Raw genomic sequence first — 18,626 nt, 5'->3', positions numbered from 1 at the left:
TTTCTGTGGCACACACATTTCCGCAATGTCGAGTCTTTCCCGCGCCCAGTCGGAAACGATAGGGTTCGTGCTCATCTTTGCGCTCGTACTGGCGGGTGCGGGATTGACAGTCGCGATCGGCGGGGCCGGAATCGCGGATACACAGGACAGCAACGAGTACCAGCGTGCGGAGAACTCGATGACGCTGTTCGATTCGCGAGCGGCGATGGTCGCGCTCGGTGACGCTAACGCCCAGCGGGTCTCGCTCGGACATGACGACGGAGACATCTCCGTCCGCGAAGAGACCGGCTGGATGCGGATCACCCACGCGAACTACTCCGGCACGGGCGATACCGAAGTGATCTTCAACGAGACGCTCGGAAGCGTCGTCTACGAGAGCGACAGGGGGACGATCGCGTATCAGGGCGGGGGCGTCTGGAAGCTCGAGCAGGCCGGGCAAGCACAGATGATCTCGCCCCCCGAGTTCCACTACCGCGGGGCGACACTTACTCTGCCGGCGATCCAGGTGACCGGCGACGGTGCCGCGAGCGGGAGCGTCGACCTGACTGTCACGCCGCGCCAGCAGGCTCGACTGGTCTATCCGAACGCGACAGACGCCACGGAAAACGGCACCGGTGCACCCTACGACGAGACAGACAGCGACTATATCAATCCTGTCCGATCGGGGACTGTCAACGTCACAGTCCACAGTGAGTACGCCGACGGGTGGGAGTCATATTTCCGCAAGCGTACGACTGGGAACACGACACGAGTGGGTGAGAACACTGTTACACTAACCTTGGCGACGACAGAGGGGGCGCCCGGCGAGTTCAGGATACCACCTGCTGGCGACAGTGTCAATGCAGGAGCCATCCACGGCGGGCACCCAATCACTGACTTCGACGTGACGCTTGACATCAACAAGACGAAACCACATTTCTCGTTTTACGCTGAAGAAGACGGAAAAGATTTTGAGATCCACGTCTACTCTGACGTCAATAAAAATGATGATTGTGTTCCCTCGGATAAAGAAGCCCACGTGAGCGTCTATTATTATAACGGCAGTGGCGGACAATACGAGTCCTGGGAGTCAGATGCTCTCAATCCCGCGGATACTGATGGCATGGAGTGGGTGTGTGCCGATGGTGATTTAAAACTTCACGTCGATTTCGTCTCAGACGACATTACTATGACGTACGATCAGATCGGGAAAGACGGAAACTTCGACCCAAAAATAGATGATCCCGACAACGGAGACTCGACGGGGACCACGCTTGGTAACAAGTGGGCGTTCAACAAGGACATGGATACGTACAGTCTTCGTACTCCTACCGTCTGGGACCAACACGATTCAATCACATACGAGATGGGTGATGGAAAGACGTACTACCAGAACGACACAGACAATCCCGACACCGAAACGCTCAATGAAGTGACTAATCACTACCTCGGATTGATGGGCACTGAGGTAGACCTAGTTGCCAAGGATGGTCCAGGCGAGAGTGGTCCAGTCCTTGAGGGAAATTCTCAAGGGCGTCTCCTCTACGAAGAAGGTGCCGGAAGCAAGTACGTTACGTACCTCCATGTTACGAAGAACGAAATCGAGATCAGACTCGACTGATATTTCGCCGGACCGTCACTGCTCGGGATACCTATATCTATGTGATTGTGGCCGTTGTACCTACGTACCGGACGGTCGCCTGCTAGTGTCCTCATCAGCGAAACAAAATAGGGCTCGGGAGATCCGTCTTTTGACGGGGGCAGATGCGAAATCGGCTCACAATAGCCACAATGAGCGGATCCTGGATCACGATTCGAACGCGTAGTTGACCAGCGTTCGACTTGCGAACACTGACTGAGGGTTGTCAATCGTACAGCGGATGTTATTTGGACGTGGCTGGGTGCAGTTTGTCACACCGTTCTGTGATGTCAGATAGTCCCGCCAGAGATTGCTTCGCGGTGACGTGATGTTGATAATGATCTTATCGAACGACGTCGGTGATTCGTTGAAACCGCGGACCAGCTGCCGCTGACGGTTTTCAGCCCTGACGCGGACCGTCGAACCGCTCGTACTCGTGACCTCGCCCTGGTGTCGTGTTTGGACGATCGGCAAGACGACGCGCTTGGAATTAAGCACAAACGGCGGTTCGTTGACGGCGAAGCCGCCATCACCTTGCGTCCGAAAGACGGCACCACCCGCGTAAACGAGCGTTGAATCACCACTGGCATAGACGATCGGCTGTGACGTGAACACGTTATCGAACGACGCACCGGTTTGATTGACTCCCGTTACGTTGATCGAGATTGGCTCACCCACCTCGAGACGTGCCGATTCGAGGTTAATCTCGGTCGCACGACTCGGAGCACCTTCGGCGTGGATGTCTCTCATGTTGTCCGCGAGCACGTCGAATGCCCGTTCGGCGTTGTTCAGTTCTTCTCTGTCCCGGGTGTCCTCCAGTTCGTCGAATCCGACCACGGAAACGAGTATCACGAGCGAGACGATGAGACCGAACACGAGCGCGAACCCGAGGACCTCGCTAATCGCGCGTCGATCCATTGCAGGTCGCCCACGCTGATCCGCCTCGGTCGTTCCGCGCCGATCCGTCTCGCTCGTCGTGTGTCGGTCCATCACTGATCCCTCCGTTCGAGGACGAGCTGTCCACCCGTCTCGGTCACCTGTATCGAACCGCCAGAGATCCGCGTCGGCTGGACGGCAGTTCGGTTCGAGAACTGTGCCGTGACTTCGACGTCCGGATCGTGTGCAGTCAACACGAGCCGGGGATCGTCGCCGCCCTCGATGGCGACCGTGTAGCCCGTCCCGCTGACCCGCGAGGGGGCCGACCGTTCGACGACGACAGTTCCGTTCTCGGTGGTCTGTGCCAGCCGATCCGCGGATTCCATGTCCGCTGCGAACTGTTCGCCGATGACCCGAAGCTCCGTCTCGACGCTCGTCTCGCGCTGGTCCTGAACGAAGTCCCCACCGGCGAGAAACAGGCCGGCGATCAACAGGAACGCGATCGACAGTCCAAGCACGTAGTTCACTGTCGTCGAAACGGCGCGGTCGTCACGCATCGTTCCGGCACGGTCGTCACGCATCGTTCTCACCCGGAACGACGCTGGCTTCGGTCGCGTACACGTGATCCGGCGATTCGTGGCGGAGATACAGCGTGGCCGCGTAGACTGCCTCGTCGTCGGCAAACGGCGAATCCCGCTCGCTGTCGTAATTCGTCGCGTCGTAACTGGTCGAGTTCACGACCAGCGAGAAGTTCCCGACGACTTCATTCGCGTCCTCGAACTTGATCGAGTAGGGCGCGGAGACATTCTCGCCGAACGAAAGCGCCTCACACGGGGAGCCATCGACTGTTCCGGCAGTTAGGTCGATCTCCGGAGTTGGACCGACAGTACACGATCCGGCCCCGTCGATGTCGATCGTCGTGTTAGTGCTGTTCCCGTCAATCTCTGCGGACCACGTGTCGGAGCCGTTGGTCACGCTAACGACGAAGTCATCAGCGCCTGGCTCCGTAATATTGATTCGAAACGCTCGGGTTCCGTAAGTGTCGTTCGCCAGCTCCCAGTCTTCGATCCCATTAGCACTTGTAAAGTTCCGCGAGGCGTTGAACTGGCCGATGAACGTCCCTTGAGTCACACCTATGACAGTGACGTCAGTGGCGATCCCGTCGGTCGACTGCATCAGGGCCGTGCTGTTGTACATCGATCGAACTGATCGATTGAACTCCGCAGTACGATTCTCGAACGGTGTCCCGCTCCCGCTGGCGTATTCGACGTTGACATACTCGATTAGCTGCTCCGCGCCGTCGACGACGTCGGCTCTGTATGCGATCGCTTCGGATCCGCGGGCGTCTTCGCCTCGAGTAGCGAGGTTCTCCGAGTAGATGACCGCGTTCAGCATCACTGCGACGGCGAGAAACGCCACGGCCAGTACGAACCCAGCGATCAGCATCACCTGTCCGCGACTGACCTCGCGCTCGGCGTCTCCGCCGAACAGCTGTCTGCCGTCGCGTCTCAGATCCGCCATACGACCACCTCCACGCGGACCGTGTTGTAGTACCCGCCGTCGCCGACATCCGGAGCGTAGAAGTCACTCTCACTGACTCGATCGCCGGCTGTCATATTCGCGTACCGGATCCGGTCGTCGTCAGTCAGGACAACTGACCGACTGGTCACGACGGCGTTGTCGCTGGGCACGCCGCGATAGATCAGTTCTTCTGTCTGTAGCCTGCCGTCTCCGGTGGCATAGATCAAATTGACGTTATAAGCGATCCCACGGTTGCCGAACGACCGCTCGAGGATTCGACCGAACGCTGTCGGCATCGTCTCGGTGTAATATCCATTGACCGTTCCGTTGTGGAACCGCTCACCGCTCGCGTTCCAGTACAGGAGTGACTGTTTGAGTTCACCGTTCTCCAGGCTCATCGACAGTACGCCGGCGGCGCTGGCCTGTTGCTGGTTTTCGATGTGCTGGTTGGAGGTGCTGGCCGAGAGTGGCGTCACCGCCGTGATCTGGAGCGCGAAAACGAGGCTCGTGAGCAACAGCAGTGCCGCGATGACGGCCTCGAGCGTGTGGGCCTGTGCCCGGTTCACCATAGCACCACCACCAAGAACACGTCTTGACCGTCGAGTTCGACCACTCGTCGCGCGGTCACCGTCGATTGGCTCTCGACCGGCGTGCTGCCGATCGCCAGCGTCGTCGTGTTGCTATCGCAGTCGTCAGCGGACTCCAGTCGCTCGCCGGGTAACTCCGATCCGTTCCAGCACAGCGGCTCGCTAGTTCCCGAGCCGTCCGTTCCACCTTCACGGATGGTGACGTTCACGAACTGCCGGTCCCCAAGGCCGAGCCGCTCCGAGAGGGTCGCCCCATCGTAGCCACACTCCGCTGGCGGGGTCACGCTGGTATTGAAAAACGCGACGGTACAGTCGTCCGAGAGCACGTGCGGTGTCGTCGGCTCACCGAGCGACTGTTCGGCCAGCTGATCGGCGACACGATTGGCGGTCACGAGATCCTCCTGACCGCCTTCCTCGAACGGCTGTAAGGTCCCGGGAACGAACAGGAACACGCCAGCGAGTACGGTCAGAAAGATCACGACGCCGATCGTGAAATCGAGCGTCGTCTGTCCACGGGCAGACTCGCGGCTCACCGTCCTGTCACTCGTCATCGTCGTGCGGTCGTCCTACTGTGGCTCTCATAGTGGTTTCCCCGGTGTCGAACGCCAGTTCGCGTTGCGTGGGCCACATTGGACTGTGAAGACGCTTAGCTGTTGTGGCCGATTCTCAAAACTGATGCCTGGCGTGCGACCAGTCGACGAGCAGCGGTGCGGTTCGATGGGTTTAAGAAATCCCCTCGGGTACGTTGAGGTGCGTCGCGGGCTCGTAGATCAGCGGTAGATCACTCCCTTGGCATGGGAGAGGCCCCGGGTTCAAATCCCGGCGAGTCCATACCGCTCCTTCGTCGCGGTAGATTGGACAGACAGCGGGCGATTCTTTTTACGGAACCCCCCTCGATTACCGGGCCGATATAGCCCCGTCAAACCCAATCTCAACTGTACCGTCGCGGTACACCGGGTCCTGCCGTATGCGGATTACTGCCAGTCACTTAGATTCGCTGGTATAAAAACTGTTCGCGGAACCCATTGGGGCGAGAAGTCGTCCCACCGTGCCAGATCACACCAGACAGCAGTTAGAGCATCATACAGTCCCCCGTTTGCCGAACCGTAGTTAGCCACCTCGACGGTGAGTTGATTTTCCCGCGCGCGTTAGGCGAGATCGTCGTACTTCTCTAATACCATCTCGAAATACCCGTCGTCCATCAGCCGGGGATCCTGTACCTGATGGAAGTCATCCAGTACGAACGCGGTCTGCTCGCGGTCAAGATCGTAAGCGTGGAATGCGGCCGCGTCGAGTTCAGCTTGGACTTTCCGCAGTTCTTTCTCACTTGTTGCCACCACGATCCTTACGATCTTATAAACTGTTACTTCGTAGATGTTCGAACCCGAGGCCAGATTCTACTCTAACCCGACCTTTCTAAGAAGACTATCAACCGGTCGATCACTCCTAACTTCACAAATCCCCTGCGGATGGAATTGGGGTTTATAATCCAGAATATCGTTCAACTCCGACTTACTAAGGCTAATATTCTCTCTATAATCTTCTACAGAAAATACATTAATGGCTGGGCCCCCGCCCCAATAATTATCTCGAATATATTCCGTTTCACACATAGTGCCAACTCGGGCAGTGGCAAAATATGTCTCGCTATTGTAGAATAAGATTGGATCTCCTTCTTGCATATTCTTGAGAATTCGACTGTTCCGCTTCCATTCACCCATCTCTGGATCTGTACGGATACCCCAGACTCGGGTCTGTTCGGGGAATTCTTCTGGACGGTCGTCCCAATCACTCAAGTCAATAGGCGACTCTAAGGTGGCTTGGTAAGAGGCATCGTCTGCGGGGGCTAAGAGTAGTGCCATAACTCCACATTGAACACCAACGTAGTAAAGATTTATCAGACAGGAATCGGAACACGTTTTTATGAATCCTGAAATAGGAAAGTATCCTGTCGAGTATTATGGATACTTCTACAATGATCAGTCAGAAGAAGCCATAAGATCGCGAGAAAAAGAGCAGTGTCCATTCCTAAGTGAAACTTGTAAGAAACGACGAAAGAGTGACAATGATATTACTATTGGAACTTGTTCTGTGGGATATAAAAAACGAGGGCAGTCTGAATATTCTCCACACATAATCTGTCCTCACCGTTTCGAGGTTGACGGGGTATTTGAAGAACTTAAGCCACTCTTCGAAGATCGAGGGGAGTTCTTTCGTGTTCCCGAAGTCCCTCTTCTTGGTACTTCAATCGATTATGTGGCTGGCAAGCGAGACGCGAAGGGGGAAGTCATTGACTTTGCTGGTGTAGAAATTCAGGCTCTTGATACTACAGGGTCTGTCTGGCCATATAAGGAAGCATATGAAAGGGAAGAAGATATGAACGAGGTGGATGGATCATATGGTATAAATTGGGCAATGTCTATCACGAAGACGATGATGCAACAGGCGTGGAAAAAGGGTCACGTATTCAACGATTGGGGAGAAAACATAATATTCCTTCTCCAAGACGAATCTCTTGAATATCTACATCAAAACGCCAATACAACCTCATTACACCCCGCTCGTGAAGATGATCCGGTACATTTCTACGCTTATTCGATGAATTATGATTATGATGAAGGGGAGTACATTCTTGAGATCGACAGTAAAGTCTCGTCTGATATGGAAGGCGTTTCACAAATGATGAATTCGTCAGATGAAGAAACACCACCGACAAAAGAAGAATTTCAAAGGATTGTGTCAGACAGGTTTTAATTACCTGAGTTTTGTTTGAACACCATCGGCAAGTCTTGATTTTGCTGTTTTGAGATAGTCAGAACTGGCATCAATTCCGATCGCTTTTCTTTTGAGTCGATTAGCCGCGACAACAGTAGTCCCCGTCCCGACGAACGGATCTAATACAACACCATCTGGTGGGCACGTCGCTCGGATTGGTATCTCGCAAATTTCCGCCGGATAAACTGCACAGTGGGTATCGTCTCTGTGTTGATCTTCTGGAACTATATCCCAAATATTGCCCGGGGCTGCTCCCTCAGCATTATACCGAAGAAAATAGAATCCGTTTTCAGCAAGTTCCCGCGCTCGCCCAGAGAGTTCCTCTGAGTTTCCGTGAGTCGATCTTTGTTCATCTCGAATAACCATACGGAAATCCTTTATTTCCTTATTTTTTAACATTTCAAGATGCCTCTCCAACTCTTCAAGCGCATTTTCTTTCTCTTTCTTGTTTAGAGTATCATTTTCTTTGATCTGTTTCCGATACCGTGTACCTGATACTCCAGTTGGGGACACAACATCGCCATTCTCCCGGATTTCAACCTCAAAATCGGGATCTTCACGGATTGAGTCCATATCATAATAGTATTTTTGTTTTTTTACGAAATGGAAGATATATTCGTGCATAACTCGAAGTCTATCAGTCGCACTTGACGGGTTTCCTTTGACCTTGTTCCATATTACATCGTTTCGAAGAATCCAATCTTGACGCTTTTTAAGAGCAAGAGCAGTTCTCCACGGGACTCCAACAAGGTCCTTGTTTTGGTAAGTATCCCCAATATTTAGCCAAAAACTACCCTCTGGTTTGAGAACTCGTTTGAGTTCGTTAATTATCTCGGCAAGATTATCGATATACTCCTCTACTGTCTCCTCATTACCGAGCTGGCTGTCGCCGGAATATTCTCGCACACCCCAGTACGGTGGTGATGTAACCACACAGTCGATTGATTCAGCAGGAAAAGAACGTAGAACTTCGCGGCTATCTCCCTCTATAAGGGCATTCATATCATCATTGTTCAACCATTCATCGATTTCGCTTTCTTCGATCATCATTTGCTCTTGGGATACTCTGGTACCGCTTTCCTATTTCAACTTGGTGCTACCGAGACTGATATTGTCATTGGTCTTAATCCGACTCGGGGATTTCCCGTCGACCGGATCGGTAGCACTCAAAACAGGGGAACTCGTGAGCATCACACTCACAGCCGCCATCAGCCCGCACGGGCGTCGGTGTGGGATCGAAGTCAACAGCGGCCTGTAGGACAGTCGGACCACCAACAGCCGCAAGTGCCACTTTATGTTTGCAGTCGTAGTCCTCACTGTACTGGTCAGCGGGACATTCGCATTCGGCGGGAAGTATGCCCGCGTCCGTCTCTGCCACCATCACGCGGTAACTGTGGTCGTCTTTCAGGTAGCCGTAACTCGCGTTCGTAACCTCAACCTCGTAGGGGCCGACCACGGTGAACTCCCACGACTCCCACGCGACTCGCTTGGCTGTCTTCGCACCGAAGTTCAATTGCGCTACGACACTCTTTTCTTCCGGCTTGTCGTTAGTTGGCATTGCTTCTGGTCTCCACAGAAGCACCGGTCCCGTGTTCCAGCACGGGGCCATTCTCGATCTGGCACAACCGGGCTTCCTACTCAACAGTACGCACCCTGTCAATATAAACCTATCGAACGTATGCATATATTCGTAAGACTCTTGTCGGGTGAGAACGAACAAGAGAGTATGAGTGAGATTGACCTCAGTCCGACAGACAAAGCGATACTGGAAATGTTACGCGAGGGTCGCTGTACACCCGCATTTATAGCCGCTGAGAAGGACTACACGCGGGCGCACGTCCGGAATCGACTCCAACGACTCACCGAACTTGGATACGTCACACGGCTCCACCAAGGCCTGTACGAGCTGAGCCGCGATCCCGAAGAGTAGCCCAATTGGGCGGGAAGGTGTCTGTCCATAGAAGCAAGTGAGACAACAAATGGGAGCCGATCTACAAGCCGGTTAGAACACCACTTCGATTTCTGATCGGGAATCCGTAGTTAGTCGCCTCGATAACGGGCGGATTTTTCAAAACGCGTAGGGATCTGTCTACGTTGTGAGGAAAACGAAATGGGGGGTGGGGAATAGGGGATGGGAGCGTACATATGCGCCCAGCCGCTATGGCTTCGGTCGCCCCTAATTGGGGCAAGTGGACGGTATCATTCACCCGTATAAAACTCTGGTGGAGTTTCCTATTGAGTGGAATCCAATCGGGCGGGAATGCGTCTGTCCACAGAGGCTTGACAGTAGCCCGGAGCCGATCTATGGATCCGAATTGAAACATCATCCCCGTTTCTGTTCAGCAATCCGCAGTTAGTCGCCTCGATACCGAGCCAGTGTTCCGGGCGCGTTTGGGATCCATCTTCGATTCACCCCTACAATCGCCTCAGACGCACGAGGAGCCGTTCTCCTGCACTTTTCAAATGGCTGAATACGATTCCTCATCGGGGACCTGATCCTTCACTACGGGTCTTATAGGCCCTCTGAGGGGAGCGACGGCTGGAATGCTGATATGTAGGTCGTTGGAACTCAGCACTGTGGATCTGGATCCGCTCTCTGGTCCAGCGTAGAAGCCATTTCTCGCTCTTGGTAGGCCGCTGGTGGGCTTCCGTCTTTGATTGAAGCCAATCGTATTCAGTCGCTAAATGCCGCGAGAAGCCCGTGAGACGGCCGTATTTACCTATATATACTCGGCGGGCAACTCGCTTCGAATACGGCACTCTCAGCCCGTCTCTGGCCTGTCTCGCAACAAGTATACTGTAGTTCTTCCTTCGGTCCCCTATTGTATAGAGAGTAGGTGAGCGTAGAGAGAGGGTTAGTATAGGAACTATCTATCCCGTAGAAGGTGTATTAGGGAACCTAACAGGTAGGGACATAGGAGAGTCAGAACCAGAGTGGGGGAGTTAAGAGGGGGTGTGGAGAGTGGAGTGGTGAGGACGGTGGCGGGGCATTCCGGCGTGTTCAGGGTCGGGCTGGTACGGTCACGTCAACGCTGATCGTCTGCGCGGCACTGTTGAGTTGTGTCCACGTCACGTCTGGATCGAAGTCATCGGCGTATTGTGTCTTGAACCAGTCCCAGACGGGGTCCCAAGGGTACTTGTAGAGGAGCCGGCAGGCAACCCGGAATCGTTCGTCGTGAGTGAGTGTCTGGATTCCTTCTTCTTCGGCGCGCTGTTGGAATCTACCAGCGTCAGTGCGTGGGTGTGTTGCCGGTAGGACGCGGTCGTAGTCTTGTGTTCCGGCGGGTTTCGATGGTCGGGTACTGGCTTGTCCGGCTGACCCGGTATCATACCCCTGCTTTTCGAGATGGGCACGCGCTTCCTGCCTACCCCCGTCCTCTGAGTGGAGTACGTCTCCGAGGTGCTTCGCTGTCTTCTCGTCAACGGAAATAATGTGGGATGCTCGACTTCTGCCACCGATGACAACAACGTATTTTGCATCTGGGTCCCACTTCTTTCGGTCGCGTTCGGAGAGTTGAAGCGGGGCGAAGGTGCGGTACTTTTCGAAGTCTCCATCGCCACCGATCCCGCCGAAGAAGTAAGCCGGAACCAGCGCGGCTCCGTTCCGGACGGTTTTTCGGGCGAACGTTCCCCCGATCGGCTGGACGACAGCAACGCTTCGCTCACCGTTACCGGTTTTTGCATAGGGCGAGAACTCCTTCTGATTGTAGGCGCACCAGCGTTTATGCTCAGTCTCACTGACTGGCTCTGTCTGTTGTTCAATGGGGAGCGTCTCGATGGTTGTCTCTGAGTCTGTGGCTGTGCGGGCATTGTTCTCGCCCAAGCGTGCGACGTTGTCTGGCCCACCCAAGCGTGCGAGAATGTCCTCAAGCGGCTGGGGAGTTCCTGCTGGTGTCGGAACCTCTGGCTTGGGTGGATGGCCGAAGACAGTCGCCAGCACGTCGGCGTAGGTTTCGGGAACGGGTGGGTTCTCACCGGTCAGTGCGTCAATGATCTGCTCTTCGCTCCAGTAGGGACCAATCTTGACTTTCGGGAAGCCGGTTGTAGAATGGATTACCCCGGGAAGCCGGAAGAGGCGTTTTGCGCCGTATATCGCCAAATCAAACTCCGCGTCAGTTTGTTCGGTGAACGCCTCTATCTGGGCTTTTATCGGTTTCCAGTCAGGTTCTCCGAGAAGGAATCTCGGAACGTGTAGGTGGATCGACCGGCTTCCTGAGTGAAAGTAGGTCCCACTCGCAGGATCCATCTCAAGGACTTCCTCAGTAAACGTCCGGAGCCATTCCAAGAGCGCGTCCGGCCCACGTTTACGGTATTTATCGCTTTCAACGTAAAGTGGGTGGATCACTCGGTCGTCGGCCTCGCATTCGTCTTGCAGTAATTTGGCTATGTCCAGTGCGCCGGAGACTGCATATGGGTTGTCGAGGGCCGCTTGGCGTTGGTACTGGCTCTGTGTCAGAAGGTAGATCGGGCTGACGGTTATTGCTTCGTCGGGGATCGGCTCTGTGATCGGGATGAGGCGCGGATGTTGTCGGGTGTGCTTCGACTCTTTCGGAAATCCATATCGGACACACGGAATGTACTTGCTCGTAAGGCGATCTGCAACGCTTTCGCTAATTGTTGTAGACATTAATGTTCTCTATTTGTATTGTTACGTTCGACAAGGGAACGAGTTCTTGCTGAATCAGTTCTATCGCTGAGGGATCGGATTAGGATTTAACTCTTATTATTTCTATATATTCACTTCCGTATCGGTCGTGTTCTTGCCACTCTTGGTCGTTCGGGTAACAGAACACAAGCCGAGTATGTGGCTGGGTTCGACTGGCGATACCTCTGGCTGATTGGATTGTTTCGCTGGGAGACAATCAGTGCGGAAGATGTATCTGGTTATCTGGGTTGTCTCTTTGCTACTTCCCCCACTGTGTTCTCAGACGAGGTAATAAGTCTATCGCTGATCATCGCAGTTGCTACTCAGAGTGGTATCTTTTCTTCCCCCCATCTTATTCGAAGTAGGGGATATAAACTTATCTCAAATCCAGTGACAGTACGGGCAAGTAAGGAAGTACCCTTGCAGGATATGGAATACCGGCCCTATGGATAATGTACCACGGTAATACTATAACTTCTGAATATTTATTGACCGCTCCCGCTGGAAGCAACAAAATCACGAATACGAGACGTTCATTCTGGCCCACAAGGATAGCGATGGTCTTTAGGACAACCGACAAGGACGAGAACGAGGAATGCGTCTGGTACCACGGTATCGAAGAAGACTATCTTCCAGATGGGGCAGAACTCAACGGCGTGGCTGTTCGAGATAGACGGGAGTAGAAACCGCAGAAGCCGCTGATTCGGCTACAGAGCCATTCCGAGACCACGAAGAGGATTAAAGCATATCGTCAGTCGTCTCTGCCGACCGAAGCGCTCCGAGAGTTGTGTACTGAAGCGACTGTGGGTACTTCGTCTCGTAGGGAACCGGATCTTCCAGCTCATAGAGGCTTTCCGGTTCGAAACGAACGACCATTTTGTCTTCACTAATCTCGTTTCGTTCCACGTATGATAGCGGGGGGCGCTCCAAGTCGGCCTCGCTCGGTGGAACTACGTCTTTGACTTTAGCGAAGTATTTGACCTGACGCACGTCGCCGGTTACGTACATCGCCACGTACTCGAACTCGCTACCAATACGGACGAACGCCCAAGCATTGTTCTCCTTCAGAAACGGTAGACCAGATTCTTTCGTCGGGAACACTGCGACCTTAGCTTCGCCGTCGCCTTCAAGCTCGTTCCGTCTGATTTTCCCAACAACGTGATTCTGTCTTGGTTCGATACTTCCATCGTTTCCACTGCCAGTCGGACCGTCAGTACTACTGCCACTACCGCCACCATCAGCGTCTATTTCGGACTCAATATCCTCGACAAGCCGGTCAATCAGTTCTTTCGCCTGTGTTTCTGCGAGCGACGAGATAGATTCAGAGACCTCGTCGGCCAGAGTGTTCGAGAGTTCGACTGCCAAGCCATCCTTGTCGGCTTCGAGGGTTCGGCGGGCTTTTCGCAACTCGTTGATTCGACCAAGGATTTTGCTGGACTCGCCGGACTCGATAGCGTCTTTCTGGTAGGCCTTCAGGACAGGGAGACGGTTGGGAAGGTCTTTCAGAGCTACGTCACCGACCCTCTGAACATCTACGTTAGACGCGTCTACACGGCGCTGAAAGAAGCGGTATTGCTTACCGTTCGTGAGGATTCCGTAGGTGACATTTTTGTTCGTCATATAAGACGACAACTGTTCTTCGTGGTCGTCAGTCAGGGCTGTGTCCGCTCCCTTGGCTTCGAGAAATGCGACCGGTGTCCCTTCGAGTATCAGCGCGTAATCGACCTTGTATGTGTTCCCGAAGGCTTCGACAGAGTATTCGAGTTGTGTGTCCTGTGGAATCTGCCAGTCGAGAAGGTCCAAGAAGTCTCGTAATACGGCGGCTTTTGTATTCGCCTCATCCATCTGTGGAGACGAGTCGAGAACAGATTCAGATTGTTCGATATACTCTCTAACAGCGTCCCTATTCATCTTGTTCTATCACATCACAGGGACGGCTTATCAAACCCTGCGAACGGATCTCGGGGTAAGAGGGCGTCAGTCGTGGTAACTCACACGCTCGACAACTTCCGCGAAGGCAACGTTCTCTCTCACATCAGTAATCTCGACGGTGACGCGCTCGCCCTCTTCGGTGTCGGGAATAATAACGACGAAACCGCGCTCGACACGGGTGATACCATCGCCCTGTTCGCCAATGTCTTCGATCTCGACGGTGTGTTTCTCTCCCTCTTCGACAGGTGGCGTCTGTGGCGCTTGTTCGGGGCGTGGGTCGGGATTAGTATCGTCGGATTCATCAGTCGCGGGTGACGGCAGAACAGCCACACGGTACGTTTCGCCTTCCTGAAGGCCACCAAGCCGGATCTCTTGCTCAGGTACCTCAACCACATACGACCCGTCGCGCTCTTCGACATTAGCAGAGAACAGACAGCGTAATTGGTCGGAAATCGTCATTTGTAGACCTTACGCCGGATACGCGAGGGAGAACACTTGACTTTACTGTCTGCGCTACTCCGGCGCTACAACGTCCTCACAGTTAGGGCATTCCGCCCAAATCCCTGTCTCGCCGTTGTCCTTCGTGTATTTGACCAAAAGCCACGCTTCGGAAATATCCTCACCACACTCCGGACAGCGACCGAGGTACGATTCATCGGGCGTCATACAAAGGGGATGGGAAGGAGCGTGTGACAGATTCCTTCCAGAGCTATATATGAGGCCCACAATTGTAAGGTTTCCGCAAGACCATCCCCGATTGACCGGTGTTCGGCTGAAATTAGTTGTCCGCTACAGTTAAGTCGTCGTTACCTGTAGGTTGAAGAACGATGAGTGTCCGTACAGTCATCACTCGGCTACTTCCCGGTGGCGGATCCAAGGTCGTAGTCGAGTGTCGCAACTGTGGGACGAGCGTGTCGCCGGGGACTGAAGAATGTCCGGACTGTGGAGAAAACGAGTTCGTTCGATACGAGATCCCGGAGTAAGTCGTTGGCGGGCTACTCTGATTTCTGGAAGAGATCTTCTTCAGAGTTTATCGGCCCATTCCATCTGTCTGTCTCTGCGGTCTTCTGGAGTTGGTGTGTCGTAGTGCTGTTTCAGAACGTCCGTTGTAGCGTCTACCCGGTCCCCGATTGTATCGAAGTCGGCCCCTTTGTTTCTCATTCGGGTCACGAACCCGGCTCGAATGGCGTGAGGTGAGACAGAGTCCGGGCATTGAGACGACTTGTTGTAACTGGTCCACTCACACGTTTCGGGGTCTTTGTCGGCAGGACATTCTTGCCCAATATAGCACGGCTGAGTGATTCTGTAGATGTTCCGCTGGACAGTGGTCTTTTGCGGTCGCCCTTGTTTGGTCGTCAGAAGGGGCTTTCTGTTGTACTCATCCTGCACGTCGTGCCGTGCGGTTTCGATGTAGTCTTGGAGCAGTTCGCCGACTGGCTCGGATACGGGTACTTCTCGCTCTCCCCATCGATCGTTCTTGAGCGGCGTTCCGGTCTCGGGTCGGTGAGTAAAGGCGATGACGGGCCGTTTGTATTTCTCGGGGTAGAAGTCTTTGAGATCGAGAGACCGGAGACCACCACTTCTCGCCCCAGTCTTCCAGAAGATCGTGAACATAACGTGCCGGAATGATGCGTATTCGTATTTGGAGAGGTATTTCTCGATCGCGGTCGCGTGGTCGGGGTTGATTGCGACTTTTCGGGCTTGTTGTCGTTTGTTCGCGGTCGGCACTTTCACTTTCTGGGAGAGTCCATCGACGACAGCGTTGACGGCTTCCCATTCTTCGACGGCCAGCCGGAAGGTTCGCATCTCGTTTTCGAGCGTGGTTGCGGCTATGTCGTCTTGGCGGTGCATTAGGTAGTCGCGGCACTTCCTGCTGGATAGGTCATTTAGATCGTTGAGTCCGGTTTCGTTGCACCATTCGAGGAACCGGTTGAGTCTGGTGGTGTGTTCGTAGACAGTCGATTGGGAAAGTTCCGATTTGCGACTGTTGATGTATGTCTGTACGCCTTCTTCGGGTGTCATTGGTTCAAGGCCGTGGATTGCGGTCATTGGTTTTCCCGTAATCCACACCGGCTCGGGTCTCCTGCGGTTGATCCCCCTTGGCAGACGCGGCGAGCGTGAGCGAGCCGGAGAGGCCCGCGAGCGCCAGCGAGCAGAGGGTTCAAATCCCGGCGAGTCCACTTGAACCAAACCCCCATCGCGGGGGTTCCTCGAATCGCGTTTTAGCTTCTAAGGTCCTCGAGTTCGACAGTCTCAGCTTTGGATCGACTCCCTCAAAGAAGAGAGTACGTTCGGATTTCGAACGCGCCCCGGCAGCGTCGAGCGGTTCTGAAAGGGAGTTCAGATCGGTCTATGACTATCGGGCTACCGATCGATCACGATCATCAGCGGTGCCCAGCTCTCGATAGCGGGGTGTGTCGGCCATGAGTCTCGACATCCCGCCTGGCAGCCTGCCGACGACCTCGACGATCGGATTGCCGACGAGGATCTCGTGAAGCCGCTTGGCGGCTTCTTTGGGGGGTGCGTCTTGTGACCAGTCTCGGCTGACATACAGGTCGGATATTCCTCTGTCGCCTGATACCTCAGTCGCAGGTTCCCCAGTTTCTGGGGGACTGACTGGGAGGCTGTCCTCCCATCGTTTGGGACATATTAGTGGTATAAGCCACTACATCGGCGTGATGAGTCAGGCTGACGCCCAACGTCGTGTTCAGGCCGCGATGATTGACTCAGACACGCTGAGTCCCGAAGGGTCGGCGTCCGCTCAGAATCGAGGCGGCACCGCCTACGTCGCGATCCCGCGCCAGCTCATCGAGCACTACGGGATCGAACCGGGGGCGTCGCTTTCGCGAGCGTTCCACCCTGAGAGTCGCGCGCTAATTATCCCGCTGTCCGACGACGTCGACCTGTTCGAGTGACTGGCGAAATAACTACAGGGACCGATCTACAATGTATACGTATGACAACGACTATCCGGGTCTCCGATGACATCAAAGATCGACTTGAGCGGTTGAAGCGAGACGACGAGACGTTTGATGAGTTACTTGACCGCCTCAGCCGAGACGAGAAAGACATTGACGCTATCGCTGGCAGTTTCGACAGGCCAGAAGACGAAGGACTGGCCGAGTCCGTCAGCCGGGCACATGAGGAACTGAACAAGTCTCTCGAAGAGCGAATGGAGCGGTCCGAGCAGTGATTGTTCTTGACAACGACGTCGCGGTCAAACTCCTTCGAGAAGACGACTCTGCGGTGAAATCTCATCTGAGTCAGTACAGCGGCGAAGCCTGGGCGATTCCGTCCTTGGTGAGCTTCGAGTTTTTCCAACACTACGGAGAGCTGACTGTTGTTGCTCAGACACAGCGGCGACTCCACGACGTTTTCGACGAGATTCTACCGTTCACGGACGATGTCGCCGTCGAGGCCTGGCGTCTCAACGATCGGCTTCTTGCACAGGAGATCTCACTCGACATCCTCGACCTTCTGAACCTCGCCACTGCTCATGAGGCCGGGGCGACGTTCATCACACACAACAGCAACGACTTCGACAAACCATCTGTCTACCAGCTTGTTGATCTCGACGTTATCGTTTCGTGACTCTTGTTCGGTTCTGCGCCCAGTATCGGACGATCTTCCGATTGGGAGAGACAGAGGGGGGCCTATCATACGGCAACTTCTACCGGCTAGATAAAAATCAATATTAATCATTAATAACTAGAGGGTGGCATTCTCTGCGTCGGAACAGCAGCCGATGAAATGTGTGGGGAGAATGTCTACAGAGGGATAAGGATGGCACCCAGACAACAGACCAGACGAACAGTACTAAAAACAATCAGCACGGGCGTTGTTGGTGGTGTTGCTCTCAGCGGGACTGCAGCAGCAGGTGAACGCGGTTTACAGCGGGAATTGGCCGAGGTACGTTCGGCAACCGCTGCGTACAACAACCCCGCAAACGCGGAAGCAGCGGGATACCATGCTGAAGAAGCGCCTCCAGTGTGTGGGATGGGCTATCACTGGATGAATCTCGACCTCGCTATGACTTTTGAGGTCGTCAAGACCAAGCCGGAAGTGTTGGCCTATGGCGAGCGGAATGGCAATCTTGTCCTCGGAGCGGTGGAATACGCGGTCCCGAAGGGGCCGGAGCCGTTCTTCCCGGAACCGCCTGAGGACTTGTTTGAGAACGCTGATCCAGAGTGGCATGTGCTGGAGCTTCCACCGGAAGCACCTGCGCCGACGGAAGAACTGTGGACCCTCCACGCGTGGGTTCACAATTACAATCCCGAAGGAGTATTCCATCCAACCAATCCACGCAAGCTGTTCCATCCGGATGGCTGCGTAGGTGACCACTGAAAACAATCCGTCTATTATATCTTTGATATATTTTGTCAGACTCACTCATAACCGATGGATTTGCATTCTCCATCTAGCAGCCAGTTTTCTCGGAGTGCGTGAAACGCAGATCGGACACAGTGTCCGGTTCTCCGGCCAGTCGCGGACAGATTCGGCTCGATCACGCCGGGAGCCCCCTCGACTCGCCCCGATCACTCGCTCATTTGGGTCCTTTTTGTCCGGTCAGGGCAACATTCCGGACGTGAATCTCGACGACTACCCCGACCAGGACGGAAAGAAAGTGTGGCTCTCACAGGACGAAGTCGACCAGCTCCTCGGCGAGATACCG

The 18,626-nt window shown here is 54.3% G+C and carries 20 protein-coding genes and 1 tRNA gene; 8 read left to right on the top strand and 13 right to left on the bottom strand.

The window, feature by feature from the left end:
* The first annotated feature begins 25 nt into the window (after positions 1-25).
* Positions 26-1,600, top strand: coding sequence for a DUF7289 family protein (locus tag OB916_RS00850; RefSeq protein WP_315910500.1), 1,575 nt, complete (start codon positions 26-28; stop codon positions 1,598-1,600).
* Between the two features lie 186 nt (positions 1,601-1,786).
* On the opposite strand, the gene OB916_RS00845 is transcribed toward OB916_RS00850, so the two are convergent.
* The 5 genes from OB916_RS00845 to OB916_RS00825 are packed head-to-tail and all read right to left on the bottom strand — an operon-like array spanning position 1,787 to position 5,153.
* Entirely contained in the window at positions 1,787-2,608 is an 822-nt protein-coding gene (locus tag OB916_RS00845; RefSeq protein ID WP_315907382.1) for a DUF7289 family protein, read from the bottom strand.
* Positions 2,608-3,075, bottom strand: coding sequence for a DUF7266 family protein (locus OB916_RS00840; RefSeq protein WP_315907381.1), 468 nt, complete (start codon positions 3,073-3,075; stop codon positions 2,608-2,610). The genes OB916_RS00845 and OB916_RS00840 overlap by 1 nt, the downstream gene beginning before the upstream one ends.
* Positions 3,068-4,015: a DUF7261 family protein gene (locus OB916_RS00835; RefSeq protein WP_315907380.1), complete on the bottom strand. Its 948-nt coding sequence runs from the start codon at positions 4,013-4,015 to the stop codon at positions 3,068-3,070. The genes OB916_RS00840 and OB916_RS00835 overlap by 8 nt, the downstream gene beginning before the upstream one ends.
* Positions 4,003-4,584, bottom strand: coding sequence for a DUF7288 family protein (locus OB916_RS00830; RefSeq protein ID WP_315907379.1), 582 nt, complete (start codon positions 4,582-4,584; stop codon positions 4,003-4,005). The genes OB916_RS00835 and OB916_RS00830 overlap by 13 nt, the downstream gene beginning before the upstream one ends.
* Positions 4,578-5,153 (bottom strand): DUF7287 family protein, encoded by a 576-nt coding sequence (locus OB916_RS00825; RefSeq protein WP_315907378.1) that lies wholly within the window; start codon positions 5,151-5,153, stop codon positions 4,578-4,580. The genes OB916_RS00830 and OB916_RS00825 overlap by 7 nt, the downstream gene beginning before the upstream one ends.
* Before the next feature lie 208 nt (positions 5,154-5,361).
* Here OB916_RS00825 and OB916_RS00820 point away from each other — a divergent pair.
* Positions 5,362-5,433 (top strand) — tRNA-Ala (locus OB916_RS00820).
* Between the two features lie 317 nt (positions 5,434-5,750).
* Here the strand turns inward: OB916_RS00820 and OB916_RS00815 are convergent.
* On the bottom strand, positions 5,751-5,942 hold the full coding sequence (locus OB916_RS00815) for a hypothetical protein (protein WP_315907377.1): 192 nt from the start codon (positions 5,940-5,942) through the stop codon (positions 5,751-5,753).
* Positions 5,943-6,525: 583 nt separating this feature from the next.
* On the opposite strand from OB916_RS00815, the gene OB916_RS00810 reads away from it, so the two are divergent.
* Positions 6,526-7,356 (top strand): NotI family restriction endonuclease, encoded by an 831-nt coding sequence (locus OB916_RS00810; protein ID WP_315907376.1) that lies wholly within the window; start codon positions 6,526-6,528, stop codon positions 7,354-7,356.
* On the opposite strand, the gene OB916_RS00805 is transcribed toward OB916_RS00810, so the two are convergent.
* Together OB916_RS00805 and OB916_RS00800 are read right to left on the bottom strand one after the other, a co-directional pair.
* Positions 7,357-8,424 carry a DNA-methyltransferase gene (locus OB916_RS00805; RefSeq protein ID WP_315907375.1) on the bottom strand — a complete coding sequence of 356 codons (1,068 nt, stop codon included), beginning with the start codon at positions 8,422-8,424 and terminating at the stop codon, positions 7,357-7,359.
* 76 nt (positions 8,425-8,500) lie between these two features.
* The gene (locus OB916_RS00800) at positions 8,501-8,935 is read right to left on the bottom strand and encodes an SWIM zinc finger family protein (protein ID WP_315907374.1); all 435 of its coding nucleotides are present in this window, start codon (positions 8,933-8,935) and stop codon (positions 8,501-8,503) included.
* Positions 8,936-9,103: 168 nt separating this feature from the next.
* Here OB916_RS00800 and OB916_RS00795 point away from each other — a divergent pair, with 168 nt between their 5' ends.
* Complete coding sequence (locus OB916_RS00795) at positions 9,104-9,307, top strand: helix-turn-helix transcriptional regulator (protein ID WP_315907373.1); 204 nt, start codon at positions 9,104-9,106, stop codon at positions 9,305-9,307.
* A 1,071-nt stretch (positions 9,308-10,378) separates the two neighbouring features.
* Here the strand turns inward: OB916_RS00795 and OB916_RS00790 are convergent.
* The 5 genes from OB916_RS00790 to OB916_RS00770 all read right to left on the bottom strand — a co-directional run bounded on the left by OB916_RS00790 (position 10,379) and on the right by OB916_RS00770 (position 15,976).
* Complete coding sequence (locus OB916_RS00790; protein WP_315907372.1) at positions 10,379-12,004, bottom strand: hypothetical protein; 1,626 nt, start codon at positions 12,002-12,004, stop codon at positions 10,379-10,381.
* A 756-nt stretch (positions 12,005-12,760) separates the two neighbouring features.
* Positions 12,761-13,933: a type I restriction enzyme HsdR N-terminal domain-containing protein gene (locus OB916_RS00785; RefSeq protein WP_315907371.1), complete on the bottom strand. Its 1,173-nt coding sequence runs from the start codon at positions 13,931-13,933 to the stop codon at positions 12,761-12,763.
* A 66-nt stretch (positions 13,934-13,999) separates the two neighbouring features.
* Positions 14,000-14,413 carry a TRAM domain-containing protein gene (locus OB916_RS00780; protein ID WP_315907370.1) on the bottom strand — a complete coding sequence of 138 codons (414 nt, stop codon included), beginning with the start codon at positions 14,411-14,413 and terminating at the stop codon, positions 14,000-14,002.
* Between the two features lie 54 nt (positions 14,414-14,467).
* Entirely contained in the window at positions 14,468-14,620 is a 153-nt protein-coding gene (locus OB916_RS00775) for a phage terminase large subunit family protein (protein ID WP_229126344.1), read from the bottom strand.
* A 357-nt stretch (positions 14,621-14,977) separates the two neighbouring features.
* Positions 14,978-15,976 carry a tyrosine-type recombinase/integrase gene (locus OB916_RS00770; protein WP_315907369.1) on the bottom strand — a complete coding sequence of 333 codons (999 nt, stop codon included), beginning with the start codon at positions 15,974-15,976 and terminating at the stop codon, positions 14,978-14,980.
* Positions 15,977-16,632: 656 nt separating this feature from the next.
* Here OB916_RS00770 and OB916_RS00765 point away from each other — a divergent pair.
* From OB916_RS00765 to OB916_RS00750, 4 genes are all read left to right on the top strand, one after another.
* Positions 16,633-16,869, top strand: coding sequence for a hypothetical protein (locus tag OB916_RS00765; RefSeq protein WP_315907368.1), 237 nt, complete (start codon positions 16,633-16,635; stop codon positions 16,867-16,869).
* 41 nt (positions 16,870-16,910) lie between these two features.
* The gene (locus tag OB916_RS00760; RefSeq protein ID WP_315907367.1) at positions 16,911-17,147 is read left to right on the top strand and encodes a DUF7557 family protein; all 237 of its coding nucleotides are present in this window, start codon (positions 16,911-16,913) and stop codon (positions 17,145-17,147) included.
* Positions 17,144-17,545: a type II toxin-antitoxin system VapC family toxin gene (locus tag OB916_RS00755; protein WP_315907366.1), complete on the top strand. Its 402-nt coding sequence runs from the start codon at positions 17,144-17,146 to the stop codon at positions 17,543-17,545. Before OB916_RS00760 ends, OB916_RS00755 begins: the two co-directional genes overlap by 4 nt.
* Positions 17,546-17,737: 192 nt before the next feature.
* A complete protein-coding gene (locus OB916_RS00750; RefSeq protein ID WP_315907365.1) occupies positions 17,738-18,298 on the top strand; it encodes a hypothetical protein in 561 nt (186 codons plus the stop codon).
* The last annotated feature ends 328 nt before the right edge of the window (positions 18,299-18,626 follow it).

Source organism: Halapricum hydrolyticum (assembly GCF_025517535.1).
Classification (GTDB): Archaea; Halobacteriota; Halobacteria; order Halobacteriales; family Haloarculaceae; genus Halapricum; species Halapricum hydrolyticum.
This window is presented reverse-complemented; position numbering and strand designations above follow the sequence as displayed.

Bases quoted from the DNA above. Each gene is read 5' to 3' on its own strand.
- OB916_RS00780 (WP_315907370.1), bottom strand. From the start codon at position 14,413: ATGACGATTTCCGACCAATTACGCTGTCTGTTCTCTGCTAATGTCGAA.
- OB916_RS00750 (WP_315907365.1), top strand. From the start codon at position 17,738: ATGGCACCCAGACAACAGACCAGACGAACAGTACTAAAAACAATCAGC.
- OB916_RS00810 (WP_315907376.1), top strand. From the start codon at position 6,526: ATGAATCCTGAAATAGGAAAGTATCCTGTCGAGTATTATGGATACTTC.
- OB916_RS00785 (WP_315907371.1), bottom strand. From the start codon at position 13,933: ATGAATAGGGACGCTGTTAGAGAGTATATCGAACAATCTGAATCTGTT.
- OB916_RS00770 (WP_315907369.1), bottom strand. From the start codon at position 15,976: ATGACACCCGAAGAAGGCGTACAGACATACATCAACAGTCGCAAATCG.
- OB916_RS00850 (WP_315910500.1), top strand. From the start codon at position 26: ATGTCGAGTCTTTCCCGCGCCCAGTCGGAAACGATAGGGTTCGTGCTC.
- OB916_RS00830 (WP_315907379.1), bottom strand. From the start codon at position 4,584: ATGGTGAACCGGGCACAGGCCCACACGCTCGAGGCCGTCATCGCGGCA.
- OB916_RS00775 (WP_229126344.1), bottom strand. From the start codon at position 14,620: ATGACGCCCGATGAATCGTACCTCGGTCGCTGTCCGGAGTGTGGTGAG.
- OB916_RS00845 (WP_315907382.1), bottom strand. From the start codon at position 2,608: ATGGACCGACACACGACGAGCGAGACGGATCGGCGCGGAACGACCGAG.
- OB916_RS00795 (WP_315907373.1), top strand. From the start codon at position 9,104: ATGAGTGAGATTGACCTCAGTCCGACAGACAAAGCGATACTGGAAATG.
- OB916_RS00765 (WP_315907368.1), top strand. From the start codon at position 16,633: ATGAGTCAGGCTGACGCCCAACGTCGTGTTCAGGCCGCGATGATTGAC.
- OB916_RS00840 (WP_315907381.1), bottom strand. From the start codon at position 3,075: ATGCGTGACGACCGTGCCGGAACGATGCGTGACGACCGCGCCGTTTCG.
- OB916_RS00760 (WP_315907367.1), top strand. From the start codon at position 16,911: ATGACAACGACTATCCGGGTCTCCGATGACATCAAAGATCGACTTGAG.
- OB916_RS00800 (WP_315907374.1), bottom strand. From the start codon at position 8,935: ATGCCAACTAACGACAAGCCGGAAGAAAAGAGTGTCGTAGCGCAATTG.
- OB916_RS00835 (WP_315907380.1), bottom strand. From the start codon at position 4,015: ATGGCGGATCTGAGACGCGACGGCAGACAGCTGTTCGGCGGAGACGCC.
- OB916_RS00805 (WP_315907375.1), bottom strand. From the start codon at position 8,424: ATGATCGAAGAAAGCGAAATCGATGAATGGTTGAACAATGATGATATG.
- OB916_RS00825 (WP_315907378.1), bottom strand. From the start codon at position 5,153: ATGACGAGTGACAGGACGGTGAGCCGCGAGTCTGCCCGTGGACAGACG.
- OB916_RS00790 (WP_315907372.1), bottom strand. From the start codon at position 12,004: ATGTCTACAACAATTAGCGAAAGCGTTGCAGATCGCCTTACGAGCAAG.